Source organism: Micromonospora sp. NPDC049051 (assembly GCF_043197575.1).
Taxonomy (GTDB): domain Bacteria; phylum Actinomycetota; class Actinomycetes; order Mycobacteriales; family Micromonosporaceae; genus Micromonospora.
The window spans coordinates 903031-923431 of record NZ_JBICTL010000001.1 but is presented as its reverse complement, the minus strand read 5'-3'; the positions used below and the strand labels follow the sequence as shown (position 1 = coordinate 923431).

Annotated in this window: 17 protein-coding genes; 14 read left to right on the top strand and 3 right to left on the bottom strand. The window is 74.2% G+C overall.

What is annotated here, in order from left to right; genetic code table 11:
* Nucleotides 1–24 precede the first annotated feature (24 nt).
* Together ACGFIR_RS04415 and ACGFIR_RS04410 are read left to right on the top strand one after the other, a co-directional pair.
* A complete protein-coding gene (locus tag ACGFIR_RS04415; protein WP_393143184.1) occupies nt 25–873 on the top strand; it encodes a helix-turn-helix transcriptional regulator in 849 nt (282 codons plus the stop codon).
* A 284-nt stretch (nt 874–1157) separates the two neighbouring features.
* Entirely contained in the window at nt 1158–1553 is a 396-nt protein-coding gene (locus ACGFIR_RS04410; RefSeq protein ID WP_393000452.1) for a RidA family protein, read from the top strand.
* Between the two features lie 76 nt (nt 1554–1629).
* Here the strand turns inward: ACGFIR_RS04410 and ACGFIR_RS04405 are convergent, their stop codons facing one another.
* Genes ACGFIR_RS04405 through ACGFIR_RS04395 form a run of 3 tightly spaced genes read right to left on the bottom strand, consistent with a single transcriptional unit; the run spans nt 1630 to nt 6466 of the window.
* Entirely contained in the window at nt 1630–3504 is a 1875-nt protein-coding gene (locus ACGFIR_RS04405; protein ID WP_393143182.1) for a BTAD domain-containing putative transcriptional regulator, read from the bottom strand.
* A gap of 41 nt (nt 3505–3545) precedes the next feature.
* Entirely contained in the window at nt 3546–5099 is a 1554-nt protein-coding gene (locus ACGFIR_RS04400; RefSeq protein WP_393143180.1) for an amino acid adenylation domain-containing protein, read from the bottom strand.
* The gene (locus ACGFIR_RS04395; RefSeq protein WP_393000458.1) at nt 5096–6466 is read right to left on the bottom strand and encodes an MFS transporter; all 1371 of its coding nucleotides are present in this window, start codon (nt 6464–6466) and stop codon (nt 5096–5098) included. The genes ACGFIR_RS04400 and ACGFIR_RS04395 overlap by 4 nt, the downstream gene beginning before the upstream one ends.
* A 765-nt stretch (nt 6467–7231) precedes the next feature.
* Here ACGFIR_RS04395 and ACGFIR_RS04390 point away from each other — a divergent pair.
* The 12 genes from ACGFIR_RS04390 to ACGFIR_RS04335 are packed head-to-tail and all read left to right on the top strand — an operon-like array spanning nt 7232 to nt 20393.
* Nucleotides 7232–7480 carry an acyl carrier protein gene (locus ACGFIR_RS04390; protein ID WP_393000460.1) on the top strand — a complete coding sequence of 83 codons (249 nt, stop codon included), beginning with the start codon at nt 7232–7234 and terminating at the stop codon, nt 7478–7480.
* A complete protein-coding gene (locus tag ACGFIR_RS04385) occupies nt 7477–10668 on the top strand; it encodes an amino acid adenylation domain-containing protein (protein WP_393143178.1) in 3192 nt (1063 codons plus the stop codon). The genes ACGFIR_RS04390 and ACGFIR_RS04385 overlap by 4 nt, the downstream gene beginning before the upstream one ends.
* Entirely contained in the window at nt 10665–11393 is a 729-nt protein-coding gene (locus tag ACGFIR_RS04380; RefSeq protein ID WP_393143176.1) for an alpha/beta fold hydrolase, read from the top strand. Before ACGFIR_RS04385 ends, ACGFIR_RS04380 begins: the two co-directional genes overlap by 4 nt.
* Complete coding sequence (locus tag ACGFIR_RS04375; RefSeq protein ID WP_393143174.1) at nt 11390–12130, top strand: SDR family NAD(P)-dependent oxidoreductase; 741 nt, start codon at nt 11390–11392, stop codon at nt 12128–12130. The genes ACGFIR_RS04380 and ACGFIR_RS04375 overlap by 4 nt, the downstream gene beginning before the upstream one ends.
* Nucleotides 12127–13407: a glutamate-5-semialdehyde dehydrogenase gene (locus tag ACGFIR_RS04370; RefSeq protein WP_393000468.1), complete on the top strand. Its 1281-nt coding sequence runs from the start codon at nt 12127–12129 to the stop codon at nt 13405–13407. The genes ACGFIR_RS04375 and ACGFIR_RS04370 overlap by 4 nt, the downstream gene beginning before the upstream one ends.
* Entirely contained in the window at nt 13404–13673 is a 270-nt protein-coding gene (locus tag ACGFIR_RS04365; protein WP_393000470.1) for an acyl carrier protein, read from the top strand. Before ACGFIR_RS04370 ends, ACGFIR_RS04365 begins: the two co-directional genes overlap by 4 nt.
* On the top strand, nt 13670–15001 hold the full coding sequence (locus ACGFIR_RS04360) for a TrpB-like pyridoxal phosphate-dependent enzyme (RefSeq protein ID WP_393143172.1): 1332 nt from the start codon (nt 13670–13672) through the stop codon (nt 14999–15001). Before ACGFIR_RS04365 ends, ACGFIR_RS04360 begins: the two co-directional genes overlap by 4 nt.
* Before the next feature lie 10 nt (nt 15002–15011).
* Nucleotides 15012–16250: an acyl carrier protein gene (locus tag ACGFIR_RS04355; RefSeq protein ID WP_393143170.1), complete on the top strand. Its 1239-nt coding sequence runs from the start codon at nt 15012–15014 to the stop codon at nt 16248–16250.
* Entirely contained in the window at nt 16247–17746 is a 1500-nt protein-coding gene (locus tag ACGFIR_RS04350; RefSeq protein ID WP_393143168.1) for a class I adenylate-forming enzyme family protein, read from the top strand. Before ACGFIR_RS04355 ends, ACGFIR_RS04350 begins: the two co-directional genes overlap by 4 nt.
* Complete coding sequence (locus ACGFIR_RS04345) at nt 17739–18989, top strand: type III PLP-dependent enzyme (RefSeq protein WP_393143166.1); 1251 nt, start codon at nt 17739–17741, stop codon at nt 18987–18989. The genes ACGFIR_RS04350 and ACGFIR_RS04345 overlap by 8 nt, the downstream gene beginning before the upstream one ends.
* A 7-nt stretch (nt 18990–18996) precedes the next feature.
* Nucleotides 18997–19239 carry a phosphopantetheine-binding protein gene (locus ACGFIR_RS04340; RefSeq protein WP_089002193.1) on the top strand — a complete coding sequence of 81 codons (243 nt, stop codon included), beginning with the start codon at nt 18997–18999 and terminating at the stop codon, nt 19237–19239.
* Nucleotides 19236–20393, top strand: coding sequence for an acyl-CoA dehydrogenase family protein (locus ACGFIR_RS04335; protein ID WP_393143164.1), 1158 nt, complete (start codon nt 19236–19238; stop codon nt 20391–20393). The genes ACGFIR_RS04340 and ACGFIR_RS04335 overlap by 4 nt, the downstream gene beginning before the upstream one ends.
* Nucleotides 20394–20401: the final 8 nt, after the last annotated feature.

Genomic DNA, 20401 nt, shown 5'->3' with positions numbered 1-20401 from the left:
GGGATGTCGACGAGAGGTCAACCCATGTCGGGGAGAGGTCAGGTCACCGTTGCGGACTCCCACGCGGCGGATCCCGTCAGCTGCGAGGAGTTCGCCTACAACCTCGGTCGGGTCGACGGCATCCTCGTCCTGAGATACCGCTCGGTGACCCGCCTGGCGCTCGGCGAGAACCGGCAGGACTTCCTGCACCAGCTCTACTGGTCGCCCGACGGCCTGCTCTCCGCCCGGCACGGCCGGCACACCAGCTTCATCGGGCCCGACGAGGTGTTCTGGGCCCACCGGGCGGTCACCCACGAGGTGCACGCGGCGGACCGGCAGACCGTCTACCGGATCTGCCTGCGCGAGGTGCCCGCCGCCCTCGACGGGCTGCGGGCCTGCGCCGCCGCCATCGACGCCGAGGCGGCACGGCTCATCGTCGCGCTCACCGAACCCGGCTACGACGAGCGGCACGCCCTCGACGCCCGCGGCCGCATCATGGCCGGGATCGGTGCCCCGCCCCACCCGGTCGACGACCGGCAGGCCGGCCGTCCCGGCGTCGCGGTGGCGGTCGCGATGGCGCTGGCCCACGACCCCGGTGACACCACCGGCCTCGCCGAATGGGCCGAACGCCTGCACGTCAGCGTCAAGACCCTGCAACGCGACTTCACCCGCGAGTTCGGCATGTCGTACTCGCAGTGGCGGACGAAGCTGCGCCTGCGCGCCTCGCTGGCGCTGCTGGAGACCCGGCCCGTGGGCGAGGTCGCCCACCGCATCGGCTACGCCAGCCCGTCCGCCTTCATCGCCGCCTTCGCCCGGGAGTACGGCTACACGCCGGGCCGCGCCGCCGCGATGCGGCACACCGCCGACGTGTTCCGGGCAGCCGCCCGCCCGTAGCCCGCCCGCTCCACACGGCGGCGGGTCCACACCCCGGCGGGTCCACACGGCGGCGGGTCCACACCCCGGCGGGTCCACACGGCGGCGGGTCCACACCCCGGCGGGTCCACACGGCGGCGGCTCCCCGCGCCAGGGAGGGTTGGGCCGGGCCCCGGTCCGGGTACTCGGCAGGTGCCAGAACGACGCGATCCCCGTCCGACCGGGATCGGGACCCCGGGACGACCTTTAGACTAGGGTCACAGTCCGTAATCCGGATTCCCCCGGACAATCGGAAGGACTTCACCGTGATCGAGACCATGCAGATGAGGCCGATCAACCCCGAGTCGGTGCCGGAGGCCACGGGCGGTTACCACAACGCGCTGGAGGTCCAGACCGCCGGACGGATGCTGTTCATCAGCGGGCAGATCCCCCAGACCCGGGACGGTCACGTCCCGACCAGCCCCGAGGGCCAGTGCCGAGTGGTCTGGGACAACATCCGGGCCGTCCTCGCCGACGCCGGTATGGGCGTCGACAACCTGGTCAAGGTCACCACCTTCCTGGCCGACCGCCGGCACGCCGACGTCAACACCAAGGTGCGCAACGAGGTGCTCGGCGCGCACCGCCCGGCCCTGACGGTGATCGTCACCGGGATCTTCGACCCGGAGTGGATCATCGAGATCGAGGCGATCGCCGTCGCCTGACCGGCGACCGACATCCGGGCCCCCACCCGGCGCGCCTGCTGGGAAACGCTGGCCGCCCGGGCCACCGCGCGCCGGTTCACCCGCGCGGCCGGGCGGTCGTGGTGCGACGCTGGGCGTTCAGGCCGACGACCTGGTCGCACTCCGGGCTGCGGCCCAGCTCGCGCACGTGAGCCCGGACGAGTTCGGGGATGCGGTAGCGGCCGTCCGGCAGTGCCTCGGCGAGCCCCGCGTCGACCAGGCGTTCGGCGGCGACCTCGGCGGCGGCCGGCGGCTGGCCGGACAGGGCGGCGAGGTTCGACACGCTGACGGTGCCCCGGTCCAGCCGGCCGAGCAGGCGCAGCGTCCGCAGCCCCAGCCCGTCGCCGTCGCCGTACCGGGCCAGCACCCGCACCGCGCCCGCGAGGCAGTCCCGCATCGCCATCGACTCGCAGGCCAGGGCGTCGAGGCGGCCGGCGGGATCGGCCAGCCGGTCGGCGAAGGCGGCGAGGGACCAGTTCTGCCGGGTCGCCAGCCGGGCGGCCGCGATCCGCAGGGCCAGGGGCAGCGCGTCGCAGCGCCGCACGAGCGTCCGCGCCGCCTCGGGCTCGGCGTCCACCCGCTCGGCGCCGAGGTGGTAGCGGAGCAGGTCGAGCGCGTCGTCGGTGTCCAGCGAAGCGACCGGGACCCGGGCGGCGCCGTCGAGGGCGGTCATCCCGGACCGCGAGGTGACGATCAGGGCGCTGCCGGCGGGCACCGGCCCGAGGACGCGTACCTGCGCGGCGGTCGCCACGTCGTCGAGGACGACCAGGACCCGGCGGCCGGTCAGCAGGGTCGACCAGCCCGACGCGGAGTGGTCGCCCGTCGGCGACGGCAGCCCGAGCGCCTCGGCCAGGACGCGCACCGCCCGGGCGGCCTCCGCCGGGCCGTCGGACGTCCCGCCGCCCATGGGTACGAACACCGGCCCGCCCGGGTACTCCGCGGCCAGCGCGTGGGCGGCGCGTACGGCCAGGGCGGTCTTCCCGGCGCCGGCCAGGCCCTGGACCACGCACAGCCGCCCGGACCGCACCCCGTCGACCAGCCGCGCCAGCTCGGAGTCCCGCCCGTGCAGGGTCACCGGGTCGGCGGGGAACCGGGCGGCCGGCGGGCTCGGCGTAGCGACCCGGGCGGGCGGACGGGCCCCGGGGTGGTGCAGCCGCAGCGACGGGTCGTTGCGCAGGATCCGCTGTTCCAGCTCCCGTAGCGACTCGCTGGGTTCGATGCCCAGCTCGTCGACCAGCAGCCGCCGCAGGTCCCGGTACGCGCCCAGGGCGACCGCCTGCTGTCCGTCGCGGTACAGGGCGGTCATCAGGTGGGCGTGCAGGCGCTCCCGCAGGGGGTGCTGGCTGACGAGCACCTTGAGTTCCGGCAGCAGCATGCTGTGCCGGCCCAGCTCCAGTTCGGCGCCGATGCGGGCCTCGACCGTCGCGATCCGGGTCTCCTCCAGCCGGGCCACCTCGGCCATCACCAGCGGAGTCGGCCGGACGTCCGCCAGCGGCACGCCGCGCCACAGCGCCAGCGCCGCGTCGAACCCCTCCACCGCGGCCTCCGGCAGGCCGGCCGCGAGATCGGCGTGGGCCTGCCGGATCAGCCGCTCGCACTCGCCGATGTCGATCGTCTCGGGGGCGACCACCAGCCGGTAGCCGGGGCTGCGGGTGGTCAGGACCTGACCGTCGCGGTCGTCGAGGGCACGGCGCAGCCGCCACGCGTACCCGGCGACGAGGCCGCTGGCCGAGGCCGGCGGGTGGTCGTCCCAGAGTTCGGTGACCAACTGTTCGAGCGACACCACCTGGTCGGCCTTGAGCAGCAGCATCGCCAGCAGGGCGCGCTGTTTCGCCGAGCCGATCCCGCGCCACTGGACGCCGTCGTGGAACTCCACCGGCCCCATCAACCGGAAACGCAGGCGGGCGGGTGACGCTTGCCGCGGGATGGGCATCTCTGCTCTCGATTCGTGAGCGTGGTGGGTGTCGCTGCCGCTCAGACCAGCCCGACGTCGGCTGCGAGCCGCCGGCGGTCGACCTTGCCGTTGGCGTTGACCGGGAAGAACTCGACCCGGTGGTAGCGCGCCGGCGCCATGTAGGGCGGCAGGTGGTCGGCCACCAGCGCGGCCAACGCCGGCTCCGCCACCGTGTCGCAGGTGTAGAGCGCGTGCAGCTCGACCTCCCCGGCGCCGGTGGGCAGCGCCAGGACGACGACGTCGTGCACCCCCGGATGCCGGCGCAGGACGGACTCGATCTCGCCCAGCTCGATCCGGTATCCGTGGATCTTGACCTGGTCGTCGAGCCGGCCCAGGTGGACCAGTTCGCCGTCCTCCCGGCGGACCCGGTCCCCCGTCCGGTACCAGCTCGCCGGGCCGGGGAGGCCGTCGACCGGAGTCGTCCGGCGGCCGTCGTGGTCGACAAACCGGCCGTGGTTCTGCGCGGGGTCGAGGTAGCCGTCGAAGCGCTGGCTGCCCCGTACGCAGAGCTCGCCGTCGTCGCCGGCGGTCCCGTCGGCCGCCAGCAGGACCCCCTCCAGGTGCGGGTGGATCCGCCCGATCGGCACGGTGTCGTTGCTGGTGCGGGGCCATCGCGCCGGATCGGCGGGGAGCTGGTAGCGGGTGCAGGTGACGGTGAGTTCGGTCGGCCCGTACAGGTTCTCCACGGTGCTGTGCGGCGCGGCGTCCGCCCACGCCCGCGCCTGGGCGAGCGTGAGCTGCTCGCCGGCGAAGAGGCTCCACCGCAGGCCCGGCATGCTCCCGGGTCGCAGGCCGCGCAGGCGGCGGGCCAGGGAGACCACCGACGGTACGGAGAACCAGTGGGTGATCCCGTTGTCGTTGACGTAGCGGACGGGGGCCAGGGTGTCGCCGGGCGCGGCGACCACCAGCAGCGCCCCGGACAGCCAGGCGACGAACATGTCGAACACCGACGGGTCGAAGGTCAGCTCGAAGGTCTGCGACAGCCGCGAGCCCGGGCCCACCTGGTATGCCTCGACGCAGTGCGCGAGGTAGGGGGTCAGGTTGCGGTGCCGGACCGGCACCCCCTTGGGCGTGCCGGTGGAGCCGGAGGTGAACAGGGTGTAGGCGACGTCGTCGGGGCCGCCGTCGTACGCCCGCGTCCACCGCTCGGCCGGCACGTCGTACCAGCGGTGCTCGGGGGTGTCGGGCAGGTGCAGGACGCGGACCGGCCCGGCCGCCTCGTCGACCACTCCCCGACCGGCGTCGTCGGCGAGCAGGGCGTCCACCCCGGCGTGGGCGCAGGTGCGCCGGATCCGTTCCGCCGGCGCGTCGGGGCTGAGCGGCACGACGGTCGCCGCCAGGCGCAGCGTGGCGAGATAGCCGACGTACGCCGCGAGGCTGCGCGACGCGCAGAGCCCGACGACCCGGGGCGGGCGGCCGTGCGGGTCGGCCAGCCGGCCGGCCAGCCGCTCGACCCGGTCCAGGAGTTCGGCGTACGTGAGCTCGTGCCCGGCGACGCGCAGGGCCGGGGCGTCGGGATACCGGCGGACCGTGTCGGCGAACGCCTGGAAGAGGGTCGGGCCGCCCGTGCTCACCGGGAGCCGCCGGTCGTCGCCGCCTCCGGCAGGTCCCCGCCGTCGTCGGCGGTGCCGGCGCCCCCGTCCCCGTCCGGGCCCCCGCCGGGCGCCGGGGCGGCGGCCGGCTCGGCCGGGCCGTCGACCTCCGCGATCCGCTCGCGGGTGACCACCTTGAAGAACGGGTAGATCAGCAGTACGCAGAGCACCGCGAAGAAGCCGAAGGCCACCTGGTAGGTGAAGACCTGGGCGAGGATGCCGGCGAGGATCGCGGCGACCGGGGTCATGCCCCAGGCCACGAGGCGGCTCGCCGCGCTGAACCGACCGAGCATGTCGGCCGGCACCAGCGACTGCGTGATGAACCGGGAGTTGACCGTCCACATCGTGCCGCCGGCACCGGCGATGAAGGCCGCGGCGCCGATGACCCAGGCGCTGGACGGCGCGGCGGGCAGCAGCGCGGGGGCCGCGACGAGGGCGAAGGCGCCGACGATGTCGGTGAACATGGACCAGCGCCGGCCGATCCACCGGTTGACCGGCCCGACGATGACGGTGCCGACCACCCCACCCGCGCCGAGGCAGGTGAGCAGGAAGCCGTACTGCCGTTCGTCGAGCCCGAGCGGGCCGCCGACGGCGTAGACCGGGATGAGGGCGAGCCACGCCGCCCAGCAGCCGGCCATGATCGCGATGAGCAGCGCCATCGTCCGGAGCAGCCGGTGCTGCCAGAGGAACTGGAGGCCCTCGCGGATGTCCTCGTTGACCGAACGCTTGCGGGTGGCGGCAGCCACCTTGAAGTTGCCGACCAGCAGGAGCAGCAGGACCGCGCCGGCCACGTACGCGAAGCCGGTGACGCCGAGGGCCAGGCCGAATCCGATCGCCACCAGGAAGCCGCCGATCGGCTGCCCGGCGAAGCCGTTGAACAGGTACTCCAGGGCCGTGATCCGCGCGTTGGCGGTCTCCCACCGGTGTTTCGGCACGGCCGACGGGACGATGGAGGCTCCGGCGATGCCGGCCACGACGTCGGCCAGGCCGATGACCAGCGCGGCGGCGTAGATCAGCGCCAGGGTCGGGCTCGCGGCGAGCACGGCGACGAGGAGTGCGCCGACGGAGAGCATGCGGGCGATCTCGGCGCCCATCAGCAGGGCCCGCCGGTCCATCCGGTCGACGAAGACCCCGACGTGCAGCGCGGCCACCAGCCACGGCAGGCTCATGATGGCCGCGACGGCGGTGACCACGACGGGTGATCGACTGATCTGCGCGGCGAGCAGCGGGAGGGCGATCCGGGCCACCGCGTCGGCGATGTTCGTGGTGCCCGTGAAGATGACCAGAATCCATTCGTTTCGCCTGGCTCCGGGCGGATCCGCCTGCACTGTGGGTTGAGCTGTGGCCACGACAATCCCTCACACGGTCTTGAATTCAGAGAAGTGAATGGGAACTCCGCTGCGAAGTGCGCACACCACCCGGACAAACGATAAAGGACCATTTGGCCGGCCGCGCTTGTCAATTAGGTGACATGTGGAACCGGGCGGGCGGCCGACCGATCCCGCGCATCCGTCCCGTCATGCCGGCAATTCCGATCGACCGGTCGACGGGCGGCAGGGAGTCGCAGGTCATCGGGGTCCGCGCGTTGACGGTGTGGGCGTACGGGCATCGACAGGCAACTCCAACAATCGCGGAAAAATCCCTTTCGCACCTTTTGGGAATACTCTGCGTTGCGCTTGTTGCACCATAGGTCATCCGAAGAGGCGTGTCCATCCTCACGCCGAGAGGTTCCCGGGCTCCGGCCGCCCGGCGCCGGTGGGCGGCCCGCGCCCCGCCGACGGCCCGAATAATGCGCACCGGGGAGTTCTGTCGGTCCGTGCCGCATCTGCGGCGATTGCGGGGGCATTGCCGCCCGCCACCTCCGCCCCGGCCACTGCTCAACGCCCCTCTTGTGCCGCCCCATCCCCCGATACGGATGATCCCGCAGCGCCGCCCGAATCAGCGACCAACGACATTCCATCTTGCGAACATCGAGAGAACATCGGGGCCGGGATGCTCGGACCCGTAGAACTTCCAAGCGCAAATTCAGTCGGCCCCCACCTCGATCGGCGACCGCGATCATCCGGTTCCCGATCGCCCGGGCGCGGCCGACCTCAGGTGAACGGGAAGCAGGGATGACGACTCCAGCTGACCTCGACACGACGATCGCGAAGTACGCGTCGGTGGCCTTCGACGACTCGACCCCCCTGCTGGAGGCCGGCCTCGAATCGCTGTCCCTGCTGCGGCTCGCCGTCGAACTGGCCAACGACGACGACGCCGAGATCGACGCCACCCGCCTCGTGGATCTGCGCACGGTGGGCGACCTCAAGCAGTGGCTACGCGAGCTGAGCGCCATGGGCGCCGAGACCGGAGGCGCACGGTGACCACGACGGCCGGAACGCAGCTCGCGGCGGAGACCGCCCCGGAGCGGCTGCCGATCACCGAGTCGCAGAAGGGGCTGCTGGTCGTCAACGAACGCTCACCCGGGCACGCCGTCTACAACCAGCTCGTCCGGTTCGACATCGACCCGTCGATCCCCGACGAGACGATCGAGCGCGCACTCGCCACGGTGGTCGCCGTCCAGCCGGCCATGCGCCAGGTCTTCGGGCTGCTGCCCGAGATGCACGCCCGGCTCACCCCGCCCCCGCGCCCGGAGGACTTCCCGCTCGAACGGGTCACGGCCCGCCGGCGCGACTTCGAGGAGGCGGTCGGCGCGGCCCAGCGGCGCCTCGGCCGGCCGGAGTTCGACCTGGCCAACGGCCCCGCGTACCGGTTCGCCGTCGTCCGCTGCCTCGACGAGCCCCGCGTGGCGGTCCTCATGTGCGACCACCACATCATCCTCGACGGCGTGTCGATGGGTCCGCTGGTACGGGACCTCCAGGAGGCGCTGTCCGGGCGCCTCGCCGGGGCGGAGATCGAGCAGCGGCGGGCCGCCCGCGAGAAGGCCTTCGTCAAGGAGCTAGCGGCGCAGAACCGCACCGCCGCCTCCGACCGCGTCGTCGAACGGTCCCGGGAGTGGGCCGCCCGGCTGCGGGAGGTCCCGCCCCTGGTGCTGGCGCCCCTGCCCGGTCGCGCCGTGCAGACGGAGTTCACCGGCGACCGGGTGAGCTGGTATCTCAGCCAGGCCGAGACGGCCGCGCTGTCGGAGACCTGCCGGCGGCTGGAGATCTCCCCGTTCGTCTTCTTCTCCGGCATCTACGGCACCGTGCTGGCCCGGCACGGCAACGTGTCCAGCGTCCTCGTCGGCAGCCCGTTCATGGCCCGCCGCACCATCGGCGCGTTCGACCTCGGCGGCTTCTTCGTCAACACGCTGCCGGTCACCGTCGACGTGGAGTGGAACCGCACCGTCGACGAGCATCTCGGCAAGGTGGTCCGGGAGTCCATCGACTTCTGCCGCGCGAACGTCGACGTCACCTTCAACCGCCTCGTCGCCGACGTACGGCCCGACCGGTCCAGCAACCGCAACCCGCTGTTCTCGGCGATGCTCGCCATGCAGGACACCTTCACGCCGGAGCCGGGCGGGGCCGTGCTGCGGGTCCTGGAGCCCGGCAACGGCACCGCCAAGTTCGACCTCTGGCTGGGCGCCACCCCGGTCGACGGTCGCTGGCTGCTCGAACTCGAGTACGACCGGCAGCTCATCGCACCTGTCGTCGCCGACGGGCTGCTCACCTCGCTGCGCGACGCCGTACGCGCGGCGGTCTCCGACGGCTCGTGCCGGCTCGGTGACCTCTTCGCCGACGCCTCCGCCGCGGCCAGCGTCCGCTCCGACGGCTGGACCAGCCCGCTGACCGGCGACACGCCGTGGGACTGGGTGTCGGCGGCGGCCCGACGGCGGCCCGACGCCCCGGCGATCGAGGACCCGACCCGCCAGCTCGACTACCGTCAGCTGCTGGCCGAGGCCGAGCGGATCAGCGCCGGGCTCGCCGCGCACGGGGTCGGCCCCCGGGCCGTGGTGGGCCTCGCCGCGACGACCCTCTGCGACACGGTGACCGCCATCCTGGCCATCCTCCGCCGGGGCGCGGCGTACCTGCCCCTGGACCCGGGCCTGCCCGCCGAGCGGCTGGAGTACATGGTCCGGCGGGCCGGCTGCGAGTTCGTGGTCGGCGAGGCGCTGGTGCCCGACGTGCCCACGGTCGCGGTGGCGGACCTGGCCGCCACGACGGAGCCGGTGCCCGACCCGCTGGCCGACCCCGCCGCCCCGATCTACGTGATGTACACGTCGGGCTCCACGGGCCAGCCCAAGGGCGTCCAGATGGGGCACGGCCCTCTGGCCAACCTCACGAGCTGGCAGATCGCGGCCCTCGCCATGGACGCCGAGACCCGCTTCCTCCAGTACGCCCCGCTCGGCTTCGACGTCTCCTTCCAGGAGATCCTGCCGACCCTGGCCGCCGGCGGGACGGTGGTCTCCCGCGAGCCGGCCGACCGGCGGATGTTCACCGCCGTGCTCAGCCGGATCGCCACGACCCAGGTGACGCACGTCTACCTGCCGGTCGCGGCGCTGCGTCCCCTGGTGCAGACCGCCGCCGCCCGGGGCACCCGGCTGCCCGCGCTGCGCTACCTGTGCGTCTCCGGCGAGCAGCTCACCGTCGACGACGAGATCCGCGAGTTCTTCCTCGCCCACCCGCACTGCACCCTGGTCAACCTGTACGGCCCCACCGAGACCCACGCGGTCACGTCGCACCGGCTGTCGTACCGGGACGTGGTGTGGCCGGCCCACGTGCCGATCGGTCAGCCGTACCCGGGGGTGCGCGCGTACGTGGTCGACGCGACCGGCCACCTCGCCCCGCCCGGCGTCGCCGGTGAGCTGCTCCTGGGCGGGGACTGCCCGGCCGACGGCTACATCAACGACCCGGAGATCACGGCCGAGCGGTTCGTGCCCGACCGCTTCTCCGGCACCCCCGGCGGGACCATGTACCGCACCGGGGACCTCGTGGTGCGCGACGACCGGGGCGACCTGGTCTTCCTGGGCCGGATGGACACCCAGGTCAAGATCCGGGGATACCGGATCGAGCTGGGCGAGATCGAGACCGTCGCGAACCAGGTCGACGGCGTACGACAGGCGGTCGCGGTGGTCCGGGGCACCGGCGCCGACCGGGAACTCGGGCTGTTCGTCCGTTCCGACGCGGACTCCACCGTCGACCCGGAGCAGGTCCGCCAGCGGCTGACCACGGCGCTGCCGGTCTACATGCGACCACTGTGGATCTTCCCGGTCGACCGGGTCCCGACCACACCGACCGGCAAGACCGACCGCGACGCGCTGCTGCGGCTCGCCGACGAACTGCTGGTCGAGCAGCAGAGCGCCGACACCGCCGAGGTCACGTACGCCGACGAGCTGGAGCGGGAGCTGGCCGGGCTGTGGGGCGGGGTGCTCGACGTCGTGGGCATCCGGCCGGACCGTCCGCTCATCGAGTACGGCGCCCACTCCCTGAACATCTTCACCACCCTCGCCGAGGTGCAGGAGCGCTACGGGGTGGCCGTACCCCTGGTCGACTTCTTCGCCGCGCCCACCGTGGCCACCCTGGCCGGGCTCGTCCGCACGGCGCGGGGCGGCGACGCGGCGGTGACGCCGTGACGACCCGACTGCCCGGCCGGCTGGTCCCCCTGCTGCGGCGCGGCGACCGGCCGGCGTGCGTGCTGCTGCCGGGCGCAGGCGGCGGGCTGCACCCCTACCTGCGGCTCGCCGCGGCGCTCGGCAAGACCCACAACGTGGCGGCGGTACGCGCGGCCGGCCTGCTGCCCGACGAGGAGCCGGAACTCAGCATCGCCGAGATGGCCGACGCGGCGGCGCGGGCGCTGGACGCGGACGGCACGGTCCCGGCGGCCGTCTTCGGCTGGTCCCTCGGCGGCTCGGTCGCCTGGGAGCTGTGCGTCCGGCTGGCCGAGCGGGGGCACCTGCCCGACCTGGTGCTGGTGGACGCGTCGCCGCTGCCGCGCCGCGCCACGGCCGAGGAGGACGCCCGGGTCCGCGAGACCATCGTCGGGATGCTCGGGCCGCGTCCCGATCCGGCGACCGTCGAGCGGGTCCGGCGGGTCTTCGACACGCAGGTCGCCGCCCTCGCGGACTACCGGGCCGACCGGTCCTACGCCGGCCGGGTGCTGATGCTGATGTGCACCGACGAGGAGTTCGCGTCGTTCCGCGCCGGGGCCGAGGCCCGGTGGCGGAAACTCGCGCCGGACCTGAGCGCCGGGCGGCTCGACGCGGGACACTTCGACGTCTTCGACCCCGAGCGCCTGCCGCAGCTCGTCGACGAGGTGACGCCGTTCCTCGGCCGGGCCTCCGGGGCGGTGCTGCGATGAGCCCGTTGGCGGTCGTCAGCGGCGGTACCCGGGGCATCGGGCTCACCTTCAGCCGCCGGCTGGTGAAGCTCGGGCACCGGGTGGTCGCGCCGTACCGCGGTGACGCCGTCGCGGCGGCGTCGGCGGCGGCGGAGCTCGGCGACGCGTTCCATCCGATCCGGCTCGACGTCGCCGACGCCGACGCCGTGGGCGCGGCCGTGGCGACGGTCCTCGCGGAGCACGGCCCGCCGACCGTGCTGGTCAACAACGCGGGCATCAACATCGACCGACCGTTCCTGGAGATGTCGACCGAGGACTGGCGGCGGGTGGTGGACACCAACCTCTCCGGCGTCTTCCACCTGACCCGGGGGTTCGCGCCGGCGATGCTGGCGGCCGAGGGCGACGGCGTCATCGTCAACGTGGGCGCCACCACCGGCATCCGCCCCCGGCGCAACGGCGCGAACTACTGCGCCAGCAAGGCCGGCCTGCTCCAGCTCACCAAGTGCCTGGCACTGGAGCTGGCGCCCCGGATCAGGGTCAACTGCCTGATCCCGGGCATGACCGAGACCGACGAGCTGGTGACCCGGTTCCGGCTGGACGATCCCGCCGCCCGGGCGGCGGTGGTCGCGGAGATCCCCCGGGGCCGCATCGGCACCACCGAGGAGATCGCCGACGCACTGGAGTTCCTCGTCGGGCCGGCGAGCGGATACCTGACCGGGCAGAAGCTGATCGTGGACGGTGGGCAGTTCATGTGGTGACCGATGTGGACGACATCCTGGACGGCGCGACGCGGGCCCGGGCCGAGCTGCCCCCGCCCGGCGACGGACGCTACGACCGGTACTGCGAGGCGCTCGCCGACCGGCTCACCTCCGGCTGGGCCGACGTGCTGGCGGCCAACGCCACCGATGTGGCCCGGGGCACCGAGGCCGGCCTCGGCCCCGAGCTGGTCGACCGCCTGGCGCTCGGCAAGAGCCACCTCGACGCGCTGGTCGACCTGATCGCGCGCACCCGGGCGGCGCTGCCGGCGGTGACCGCCCCGAGCGCCGGGCACCGCGCCGGCAACGGCGCCACCGTACGCCGGCTGCCCAAGCCGCTCGGCGTGGTTCTGATGATCTTCGAGGCGCGGCCGACGGTGACGGTGGAGGGCGCCCTGCTGCCCGTGGCGGTCGGCAACGTGGCCGTCCTGCGCGGCGGGGCGGAGATCGCGGCCACCAACCGGGCCCTCGCCGTCGTCGTCGGCCAGGCGCTGGAGGACGCGGGGCTGCCCGCCGGCACGGTACGGGTCGTCACCGACCCCGACCGGCGGCTGGTGCGGGCCCTGCTGAAGCGGCACGACGCGGTCGACGTCCTCATCCCCCGGGGCAGCCCGTCCCTGATCGACTACTGCCTGACCAGCTCCACCATCCCGGTCATCGCCAGCGGCGGCGGGGTCAACCACCTCTACGTCGACCGCAGCGCCGACCTGGAGCTGGCCGCCCGGATCGCCCTCGACAGCAAGCTGGGCGAGCCCACCGCCTGCAACACCCTCGAACTGGTGCTGGCCCACGCGGACGTGGCCGAGGAGCTGACCCGGGCCCTGCTGTGGGCCGGCGCCGGGCTGGCCGAACCGTGGCTGCTGCGGGTCGATCCCCGGCTGACCGCCGCCGCGCCGGCCGGGGCGCCGGTGGCCGAGCTGACCGCCGCCGACGACGGCCGGGAGTTCCTGGAACGTGCGGTCGGCATCCGGCCCGTCGCCGGCCTCGACGAGGCGGTGGCCCACATCCGCCGCTTCGGTTCCCGGCACACCGAGGGCGTGGTGGCCGCCGACCCGGCCGTCGTGGCCGCGTTCCTGGCCGGCGTGGACGCCGCCGCGCTGGTGGTCAACGGCTCCCTGCGCCTGCACGACGGCCCGACGATGGGGCTGGGACCGGAGCTGTCCATCGCCACCGGCCGGCTGCACGTACGCGGCCCCGTCAACCTGTCCGCCCTGCTGACCTGGAGCTGGGTCGTCGACGCCGGGGGCCGGCTGCGCGATGGCGGGACGGAGGCGGCATGACCGACCGGGCCCTGATCAACGATGCGGTGAAACGGCTGGTCGTACGCGAGTCGCGGCTCGCGGTCGACCCCGCCACGGTCGACGACCTCGAACCGCTCAACGGCGACCTGCTGCGGGTCAACTCGCTGGGTTTCCTCGGCATGCTCGTCCGCCTCGAGGACGAACTCGACGTGACGCTGCCCGACGACATCTTCGCCGGGCGGGTCTTCACGACCGTCGCCGACCTGGTCGACGTCGTCGCCGAAGTGGTGAAGGAGGAGCCGTGACCGAGACACCCCGGGCCTGGCGCAGCGTCCTGCCGCACCTCGGCTACGAACTGCCCGCGGACGTGACACCGGCGGACACCGACGGCCCGGTGACCGCCACCCTGCCCCTGGAGCTGATCCGGCAGAGCGTCTCGACCCGGGAGTTCTGGCCGATCCCGGAGCCGGTGGCCGAGCGCTACCGGGCCTACCGGCCGGCGCCGCTGTGGCGGGCCCGCCGCTTCGAGGCCGAGATCGGGGCCACCGTCCCGATCTACGTCAAGTACGAGGGCGGCAACATCTCGGGCAGCCACAAGTTCAACACCGCGCTGGCGCAGGCCCACTACTACCACCGCGCGGGCTTCCGGGAGCTGGTCACCGGCACCGGCGCCGGGCAGTGGGGCAGCGCCCTCGCCGCCGCGTGCGCCGCGTTCGGCATGGCCTGCACCGTCTTCATGGTCGGCGGGAGCCTGCGCGACAAGCCGTACCGGGGCAGCCTGATGCGGCTCTACGGCGCGGAGCTGCACGCCAGTCCCAGCCCGCTGACCGGGGTGGGACGCGCCGCCGCCGAGCATCCGGGGCAGGGCAACAGCCTCGCGCTGGCCATCGGCGAGGCCGTCGAGTACGCCCGGGCGGACCCGAAGCGGGCGTTCTGCATCGGCAGCGGCGAGACGTACAGCATCCTGCACCAGTCGGTGATCGGCCTGGAGGCGATCGACCAGCTCGCCGCCGTCGACGCCGTCGTGGACGCGGTGATCGGCTGTGTGGGTGCCGGCAGCAACTTCGGCGGGCTGGCCCTGCCGTTCTTCGCCGCCTGGCGGGCCGGCGAGCTGGAGGTGCCCGCCGACCTGATCGCGGTCGAGTCCAGCGCCACCCCGAAGCTGACCCGGGGGGTGTACGCCTACGACCACACCGACTCCACCGGCACCGGCCCGATGGAGCCGATGTACACGATCGGCAGTGGGTACGCGATCCCCGCGTCGCACTCGGCCGGGCTGCGCTTCCACGGCGCGGCGAAGCTGATCTCCGCCATGCGGCACCGGGAGCAGATCTCGGCGCTGGCGGTGGGCCAGCGGGAGGCGCTGACCGCCGGCCGGACGTTCGCCCTGACCGAGCTGGTGCTGCCCGCGCCGGAGTCGGGGCACGCGCTGGCCGCCGCCGTCCGGGTGGCGACCGGCCGCGAACCCGGGCACCCGGCGCGGCACGGGGTGCTGGTCTGCGTCAGCGGGCACGGCCTGCTCGACCTGGCCGCGTACGACAAGCTCCTCGCCGGTCTGCCCGAGGACCGGCCGGCCGACGCGGACGCGTTGCGGGCGGCGACGGCGTCGCTCCGCGCGGTCCACCCGACGTGAAGGGCGTGACATGGTCGCTGTGCCTGCGGTGCCGACGCGCAGCCGGGAGTGGACGCCGGTGCTGACCGGCCTCCGCGCCGACCTGCTGGACTGCGTACAGGTGAACCTGGCCGCGCTGGCCGACCGGGCCTACGGGCCCGGGGCGCACCTGGCGCTCGGCGCCACCCTGCGGTTCCACACCGCCGAGGGGCCCGCCGGGACACCGGCGGTGACCGCGTCGGTCGAGCAGCGGCTCGCCGAGGCGGCCGACCTGCTCGGCCTGCGGGTCACCCGACGCTGGGACGACGTGCCCGGCGCGCGGCTGCGCGGGCTGCTCGCGGAGCACTCGCCGCTCTACGTGGTCGCCGACACGTTCACCATGAGCTGGCTGCCGTACGCCGGGAACCAGCACATGGAGCACAGCTTCCTGCTGGTCGACGCCGGCGAGCAGTGCGTGGTGGTCGACGGCTACCACAACTCCACGCAGTGGGGCGACGCGCGACCGGGGACGTGGCGGATGCCGGCCGCGGACTTCGACGCGGCGGTGCCCCGGGCGACCGCGATGACCGTCACCGCCGACGGCGCCCCGGTGCTCGACCGTACGGCGGTCCTGCGGGACAACGCCGCCGCGCTGCGCGCCGGGGCCGACCGGATCGAGGACTACCTGGCGGCGGTCCGGCGGCGGGCGGGCGAGGCGGAGGCGGCGGCCCAGCTGGTGCTCGACGTGTGGCTGCTCGGCCGGTCCCGGGCGCTGCACGCCGCCTGGCTGGCCGGCGACCCGGCCACCGCCGACGCGGCGCGCGAGGCCGCCGACCGTGCCGACGCCTGGCTCGCCCTGGCCGGGCAGAGCTACGTGGCGATGCGCCGGGTCCGCCGGGGCGGGGTCTTCCCCACCCCGGTGCTCGACCAACTCGACGGCCTGCTGCGCGACGACGTGGCGCTCGCTGGTCGGCTCGCCGACGTCGGGCCGGTGCCACCGCCGCAGGGCGGGCCGGCGGCCGACCCGGGCCGGATCCGCGGGGTGCTGGCCGACGAGGTGCGCGCCGTCCTCGGGGTGGGCCCGGAGGTGCCGGTCGACGGGCGTCCACTGCGGACGCTGCCCGGCTTCAACTCGTTCCGGCTGGTCGAGGTGATCGAGCGGGCGGAGGCCCGGCTGGGGGTGGAGCTGGATCCGGACGACCTCACCGGGCCGGCCCTGCACGACCTCGACTCGCTGGGCGCCGTGTTCGACCGGGCCCGCCCGGCGGCGCAGGGGGTGTCGGGCCGGTGACCAGGCTGCTGCACGACCTGCTGGACCGTACGGCGACCGCCCGGTCGGAGGCGCCGGCGATCGCCCACGGCGACCTGGTGCAGAGCTACGGGGAGCTGGACGCGGCCAGCCGGCGGCTCGCCGGTTGGCTGGCCGGGCGGGGCGTCCGCCGGGGCGAGCGGGTGATCGTCTGCCTGCCCACCGACCCACTGGTGCCCGCCCTGCTGTACGCCTGTTCCCGGGCGGGCGCCGTGTTCAGCGTCGTCAACGAGCAGTCCCCCGCGGTCGCCCTGGCGCACGTGCTGACCGACGCCGAACCGGCGCTGCTCGTCACCGACAGCCCTCGGGCGCTCGCCGTGGCCGCCGGGCACGGGGTGCCGACCGTCGGCACGGCGGAGCTGCGCGACGTCGTACGGGACGGCCCGGACGCCGAGCCGGCCGCGTCCCCGCTGGCCGTCGACCCGGTCTGCCTGATCTACACCTCCGGCAGCACCGGCATGCCGAAGGCGGTCGTGTCCACCCACGCGCAGATGGTCTTCGCCGTCGGGGCCATCGCCTCCCAGCTCGCCTACCGGGCCGACGACGTCGTGTGGTGCGCGCTGCCGCTCTCCTTCGACTACGGCATGTACCAGGTCTTCCTCAGCACCCTCGCCGGCGCCCGGCTGCACCTGGCCTCCCCCGCCGACACCGGCCCGACGCTGCCCCGGCACCTGGTGAACAGCGCCGCGACCGTGCTGCCCGCCGTGCCGGCGCTCGCCCGTGGCCTGGCCCGGATGCTGTCCCGCCCGGGCGCGACCGTGCCCGCGCTGCGCCTGCTCACCAACACCGGCGCCGCGATGCCGCCCGAGGTCCTGCGCGACCTGCGCGCCCGGATCCCCACCCTGCGCGTACAGCTGATGTTCGGGCTCACCGAGTGCAAGCGGGCGGCGATCATGCCGGTGGACGAGGACCTGCGCCGGCCCGGCGCCTCCGGGCGGGCCCTGCCCGGCACCGAGATCCTGATCGTCGACGCGGACGGCGCGGCGGTGCCGCCCGGCACCGTCGGCGAGATCGTGGTCCGGGGCCCGCACGTGATGGCCGGCTACTGGCGTCGCCCGGAGCTGACCGCGCAGCGCTTCCCCCGCGCCGAGGGGCTCTTCCCCCAACTGCGCACGGGCGACCACGGCTGGCTCGACGCGGACGGCTACCTCTACTTCGTCGGCCGGCGCGACGACATCTACAAGGAACGCGGCACCCGCGTCAGCGTCACCGAGGTCGAGGCGGCGGCGTACCGGCTGCCGCAGGTGCAGGCCGCCGCCGTGCTGCCGCCCCGCGCCGAGGACGGCGGCGACTCCGCCACCCTGTTCGCGGTGACCGAGCTGACCGCGCCGGAGGTGCTCGCCGCGCTGCGCACCGAACTCGACGAGATCAAGACACCCCGGACGTGCCTGGTCGTGCCGGAGATCCCGCTGACCCGCAACGGCAAGGTCGACCGGGCCGAGCTGTACCGGATGTGGTCGGAGCGGGCCCGTGTCTAAGCTGGCGGCACTCTTCGACCGGCCGGGCGCGCCGCAGACCCCGGCGTACCTCTACGACACCGACGAGCTGGCCCGCTCGTACGCGGCGCTGCGGGCCGCCCTGCCCGGGCCCGCCGAGCTGTTCTACTCGCTCAAGGCCAACCCGCACCCGACGGTCGTCGCCGACCTGACCGCCGCCGGGTGCCGGGCGGAGGTCTGCTCCCCCGGCGAGCTGCGCGTCGCGCTGGCGGCCGGCTGCGACCCGGCCGAGATCCTCTACACCGGCCCGGGCAAGCGGGACGTCGACCTGGCCGAGGCCGTACGGGCCGGGGTCGGGCTCTTCTCCGTCGACTCGCCGTACGGGCTGGACCAGCTCGACCGGGTGGCCCGCGAGCACGACGTCGAGGTACGCGCGCTGGTGCGGATCAACGACGACAGCCCGGCCCCCGGGCAGGGGCTCACGATGACCGGCGTCGCCTCGCAGTTCGGCGCGGACGTGCGCTGGGTGCTGGACCGGCCCGACCTGTTCGGGCCGCGCCGGAACGTGTCCCCGGTCGGGTTCCACCTCTACATGGGCAGCAACGTCGACGGCGAGGACGCCCTGGTCGCCCAGTTCACCCAGTCCGTCGACACCGTACGGCGGCTGGCGGCGGCGACCGGGACGCAGCCGGAGCTGATCGACCTGGGCGGCGGCTTCGGGGCGCCCTTCGCGCGGGCCGGCGGCCGGCCGGACCTGCCGAAGCTGGCGGACCGGCTGACGGCGCTGCTGGCCGACGCCTTCCCGGGCTGGCCGGAGCGCGGGCCGGGGGTGGCCTTCGAGTCGGGCCGGTACCTGGTCGGCACCTGCGGCACGCTGGTCACCCGGGTCCTGGACGTGAAGCGGTCGCAGGGCGCCACCGTGGTGGTGCTGGAGTCGGGCATCCACCACCTCGGCGGGATGTCCGGCCTGCGCCGGCTGCCGCCGATCGTGCCGGACCTGCTCACCGTGGACGCGACGGCCGGCCCGCCGGTGCCCGGGACCATCGTCACCGGCCCGCTGTGCACGCCGCTGGACACGTGGGCCCGCGCCGCCGCCCTCCCGCCGCTGGTCCCGGGTCAGCTGGTCGCCGTGCCCAACGTGGGCGCGTACGGCCTCTACGCCAGCCTGGTGGCCTTCCTTGCCCATCCCATGCCGGTCGAGGTCACCGTCGCCGGGGGCCGGATCACCGGCGTGACCCGGCTGGAGCTCACCCGGCACACCGTCATCGGCAGCGACAGGGGTTGATCTGACAATGGACGCCGCTTTTCCGGACCTGCTCAAGCCGTTCCTCAAGTACGCGGGAACGCAGCCCATCACCGCCGAGGCCTCGCTCAACGAGTTGGGCCTGGACTCGATGCGCGCGATCGAGCTGCTGTTCACCATCGAGGACACCTACGGGGTGTCCATGCCCGACGAACTGCTGACCGACAGCACCTTCGCCACGGCGGGCAGCCTCTGGAACACCATCGAGTCGCTGCGGGGACGGGCGGCGTGAGCACCGCGACCGGCCACGAGAGCGCGCTGGCGGAGGTGCTGGCCGCCGCCGCCGCGCACGCGGAGCAGGCCGACGAGACGGCGGAGTTCCCCACGGCGGCGCTGGACGCGATGCGGGCCACCGGCCTGCTCGGCTTGCTGGTGCCGGCGGAGCACGGCGGTGGGGGCGGCGGGCTCGACGACCTGGTCGACGTGACCCTGCGGCTGGCCAGGGTGGACATGTCCGTCGCGTTGATCTTCGCGATGCACTGCCAGCAGGTCGTGGCGGTGGTCCGGCACGCAGACGGCCCGTTCGCCGCGCGGCTCCTACCGGAACTCGGCAAGGGCGACGTCTACCTCGCCTCGGTGACCACGGAACGCGGCAAGGGCGGGCACCTGCTCAGCTCGGAGTCGGAGGTCCGGCAGGACGCCGGGTTCCTGACCATCGACCGGGACGCCCCCATCGTGACCGGCGGCCAGCACGCCGACGCGTACCTCATCACGACGCTGGCGCCGGACGCCACCTCGCCCAGCCAGGTGTCCCTGGTGTACGCCCGCCGCGACCAGCTCACGCTGGAGGTGCGCGGCGGCTGGCAGCCGCTCGGGATGCGGGCCACCCAGAGCGTGCCGATGCGGCTGACCGGGCGGGTGCCGGCCGACCAGGTCATCGGCGCCCCCGGGCGGTTCCGCGAGATCATCGCCCCCACCTTCGGCCCGCTGGCGCACATCGGCTGGTCGGCGGCGTGGCTCGGCGCGGCCACCGGCGCGCTGTCACGGATCCTGCACCACATCCGCGACGCCGGCCGGGGCCAGTTCGATCCCTCCTCGGAGCTGCTGCTGACCCGGCTGGCCCGGGTCCGGGGTCGGCTCGACCTGGTCAACGCCCTGCTCCGGCACACCGTCGCCGCCGTGCAGGGCACCCCCGACGTGGCCGACCCGTCGACCCAGCTGCTGGTCAACTCCCTGAAGGTGCACGCCGCCGAGCAGTGCTTCGCCGCCGCCGACGAGATGGTGGAGCTGGTCGGCCTGCGGCACGGCTACCTCAGGTCGTCGCCGCTGTACCTGGAGCGGGTCTTCCGGGACCTCCGCTCCGCCTCGCTGAACTACGCCAACGACCGGCTGCTGCTGGTCAACGGGGCGCTGACGTTGCGGGACCGGCAGGTGCACCTTGCCTGAGCTGCAAA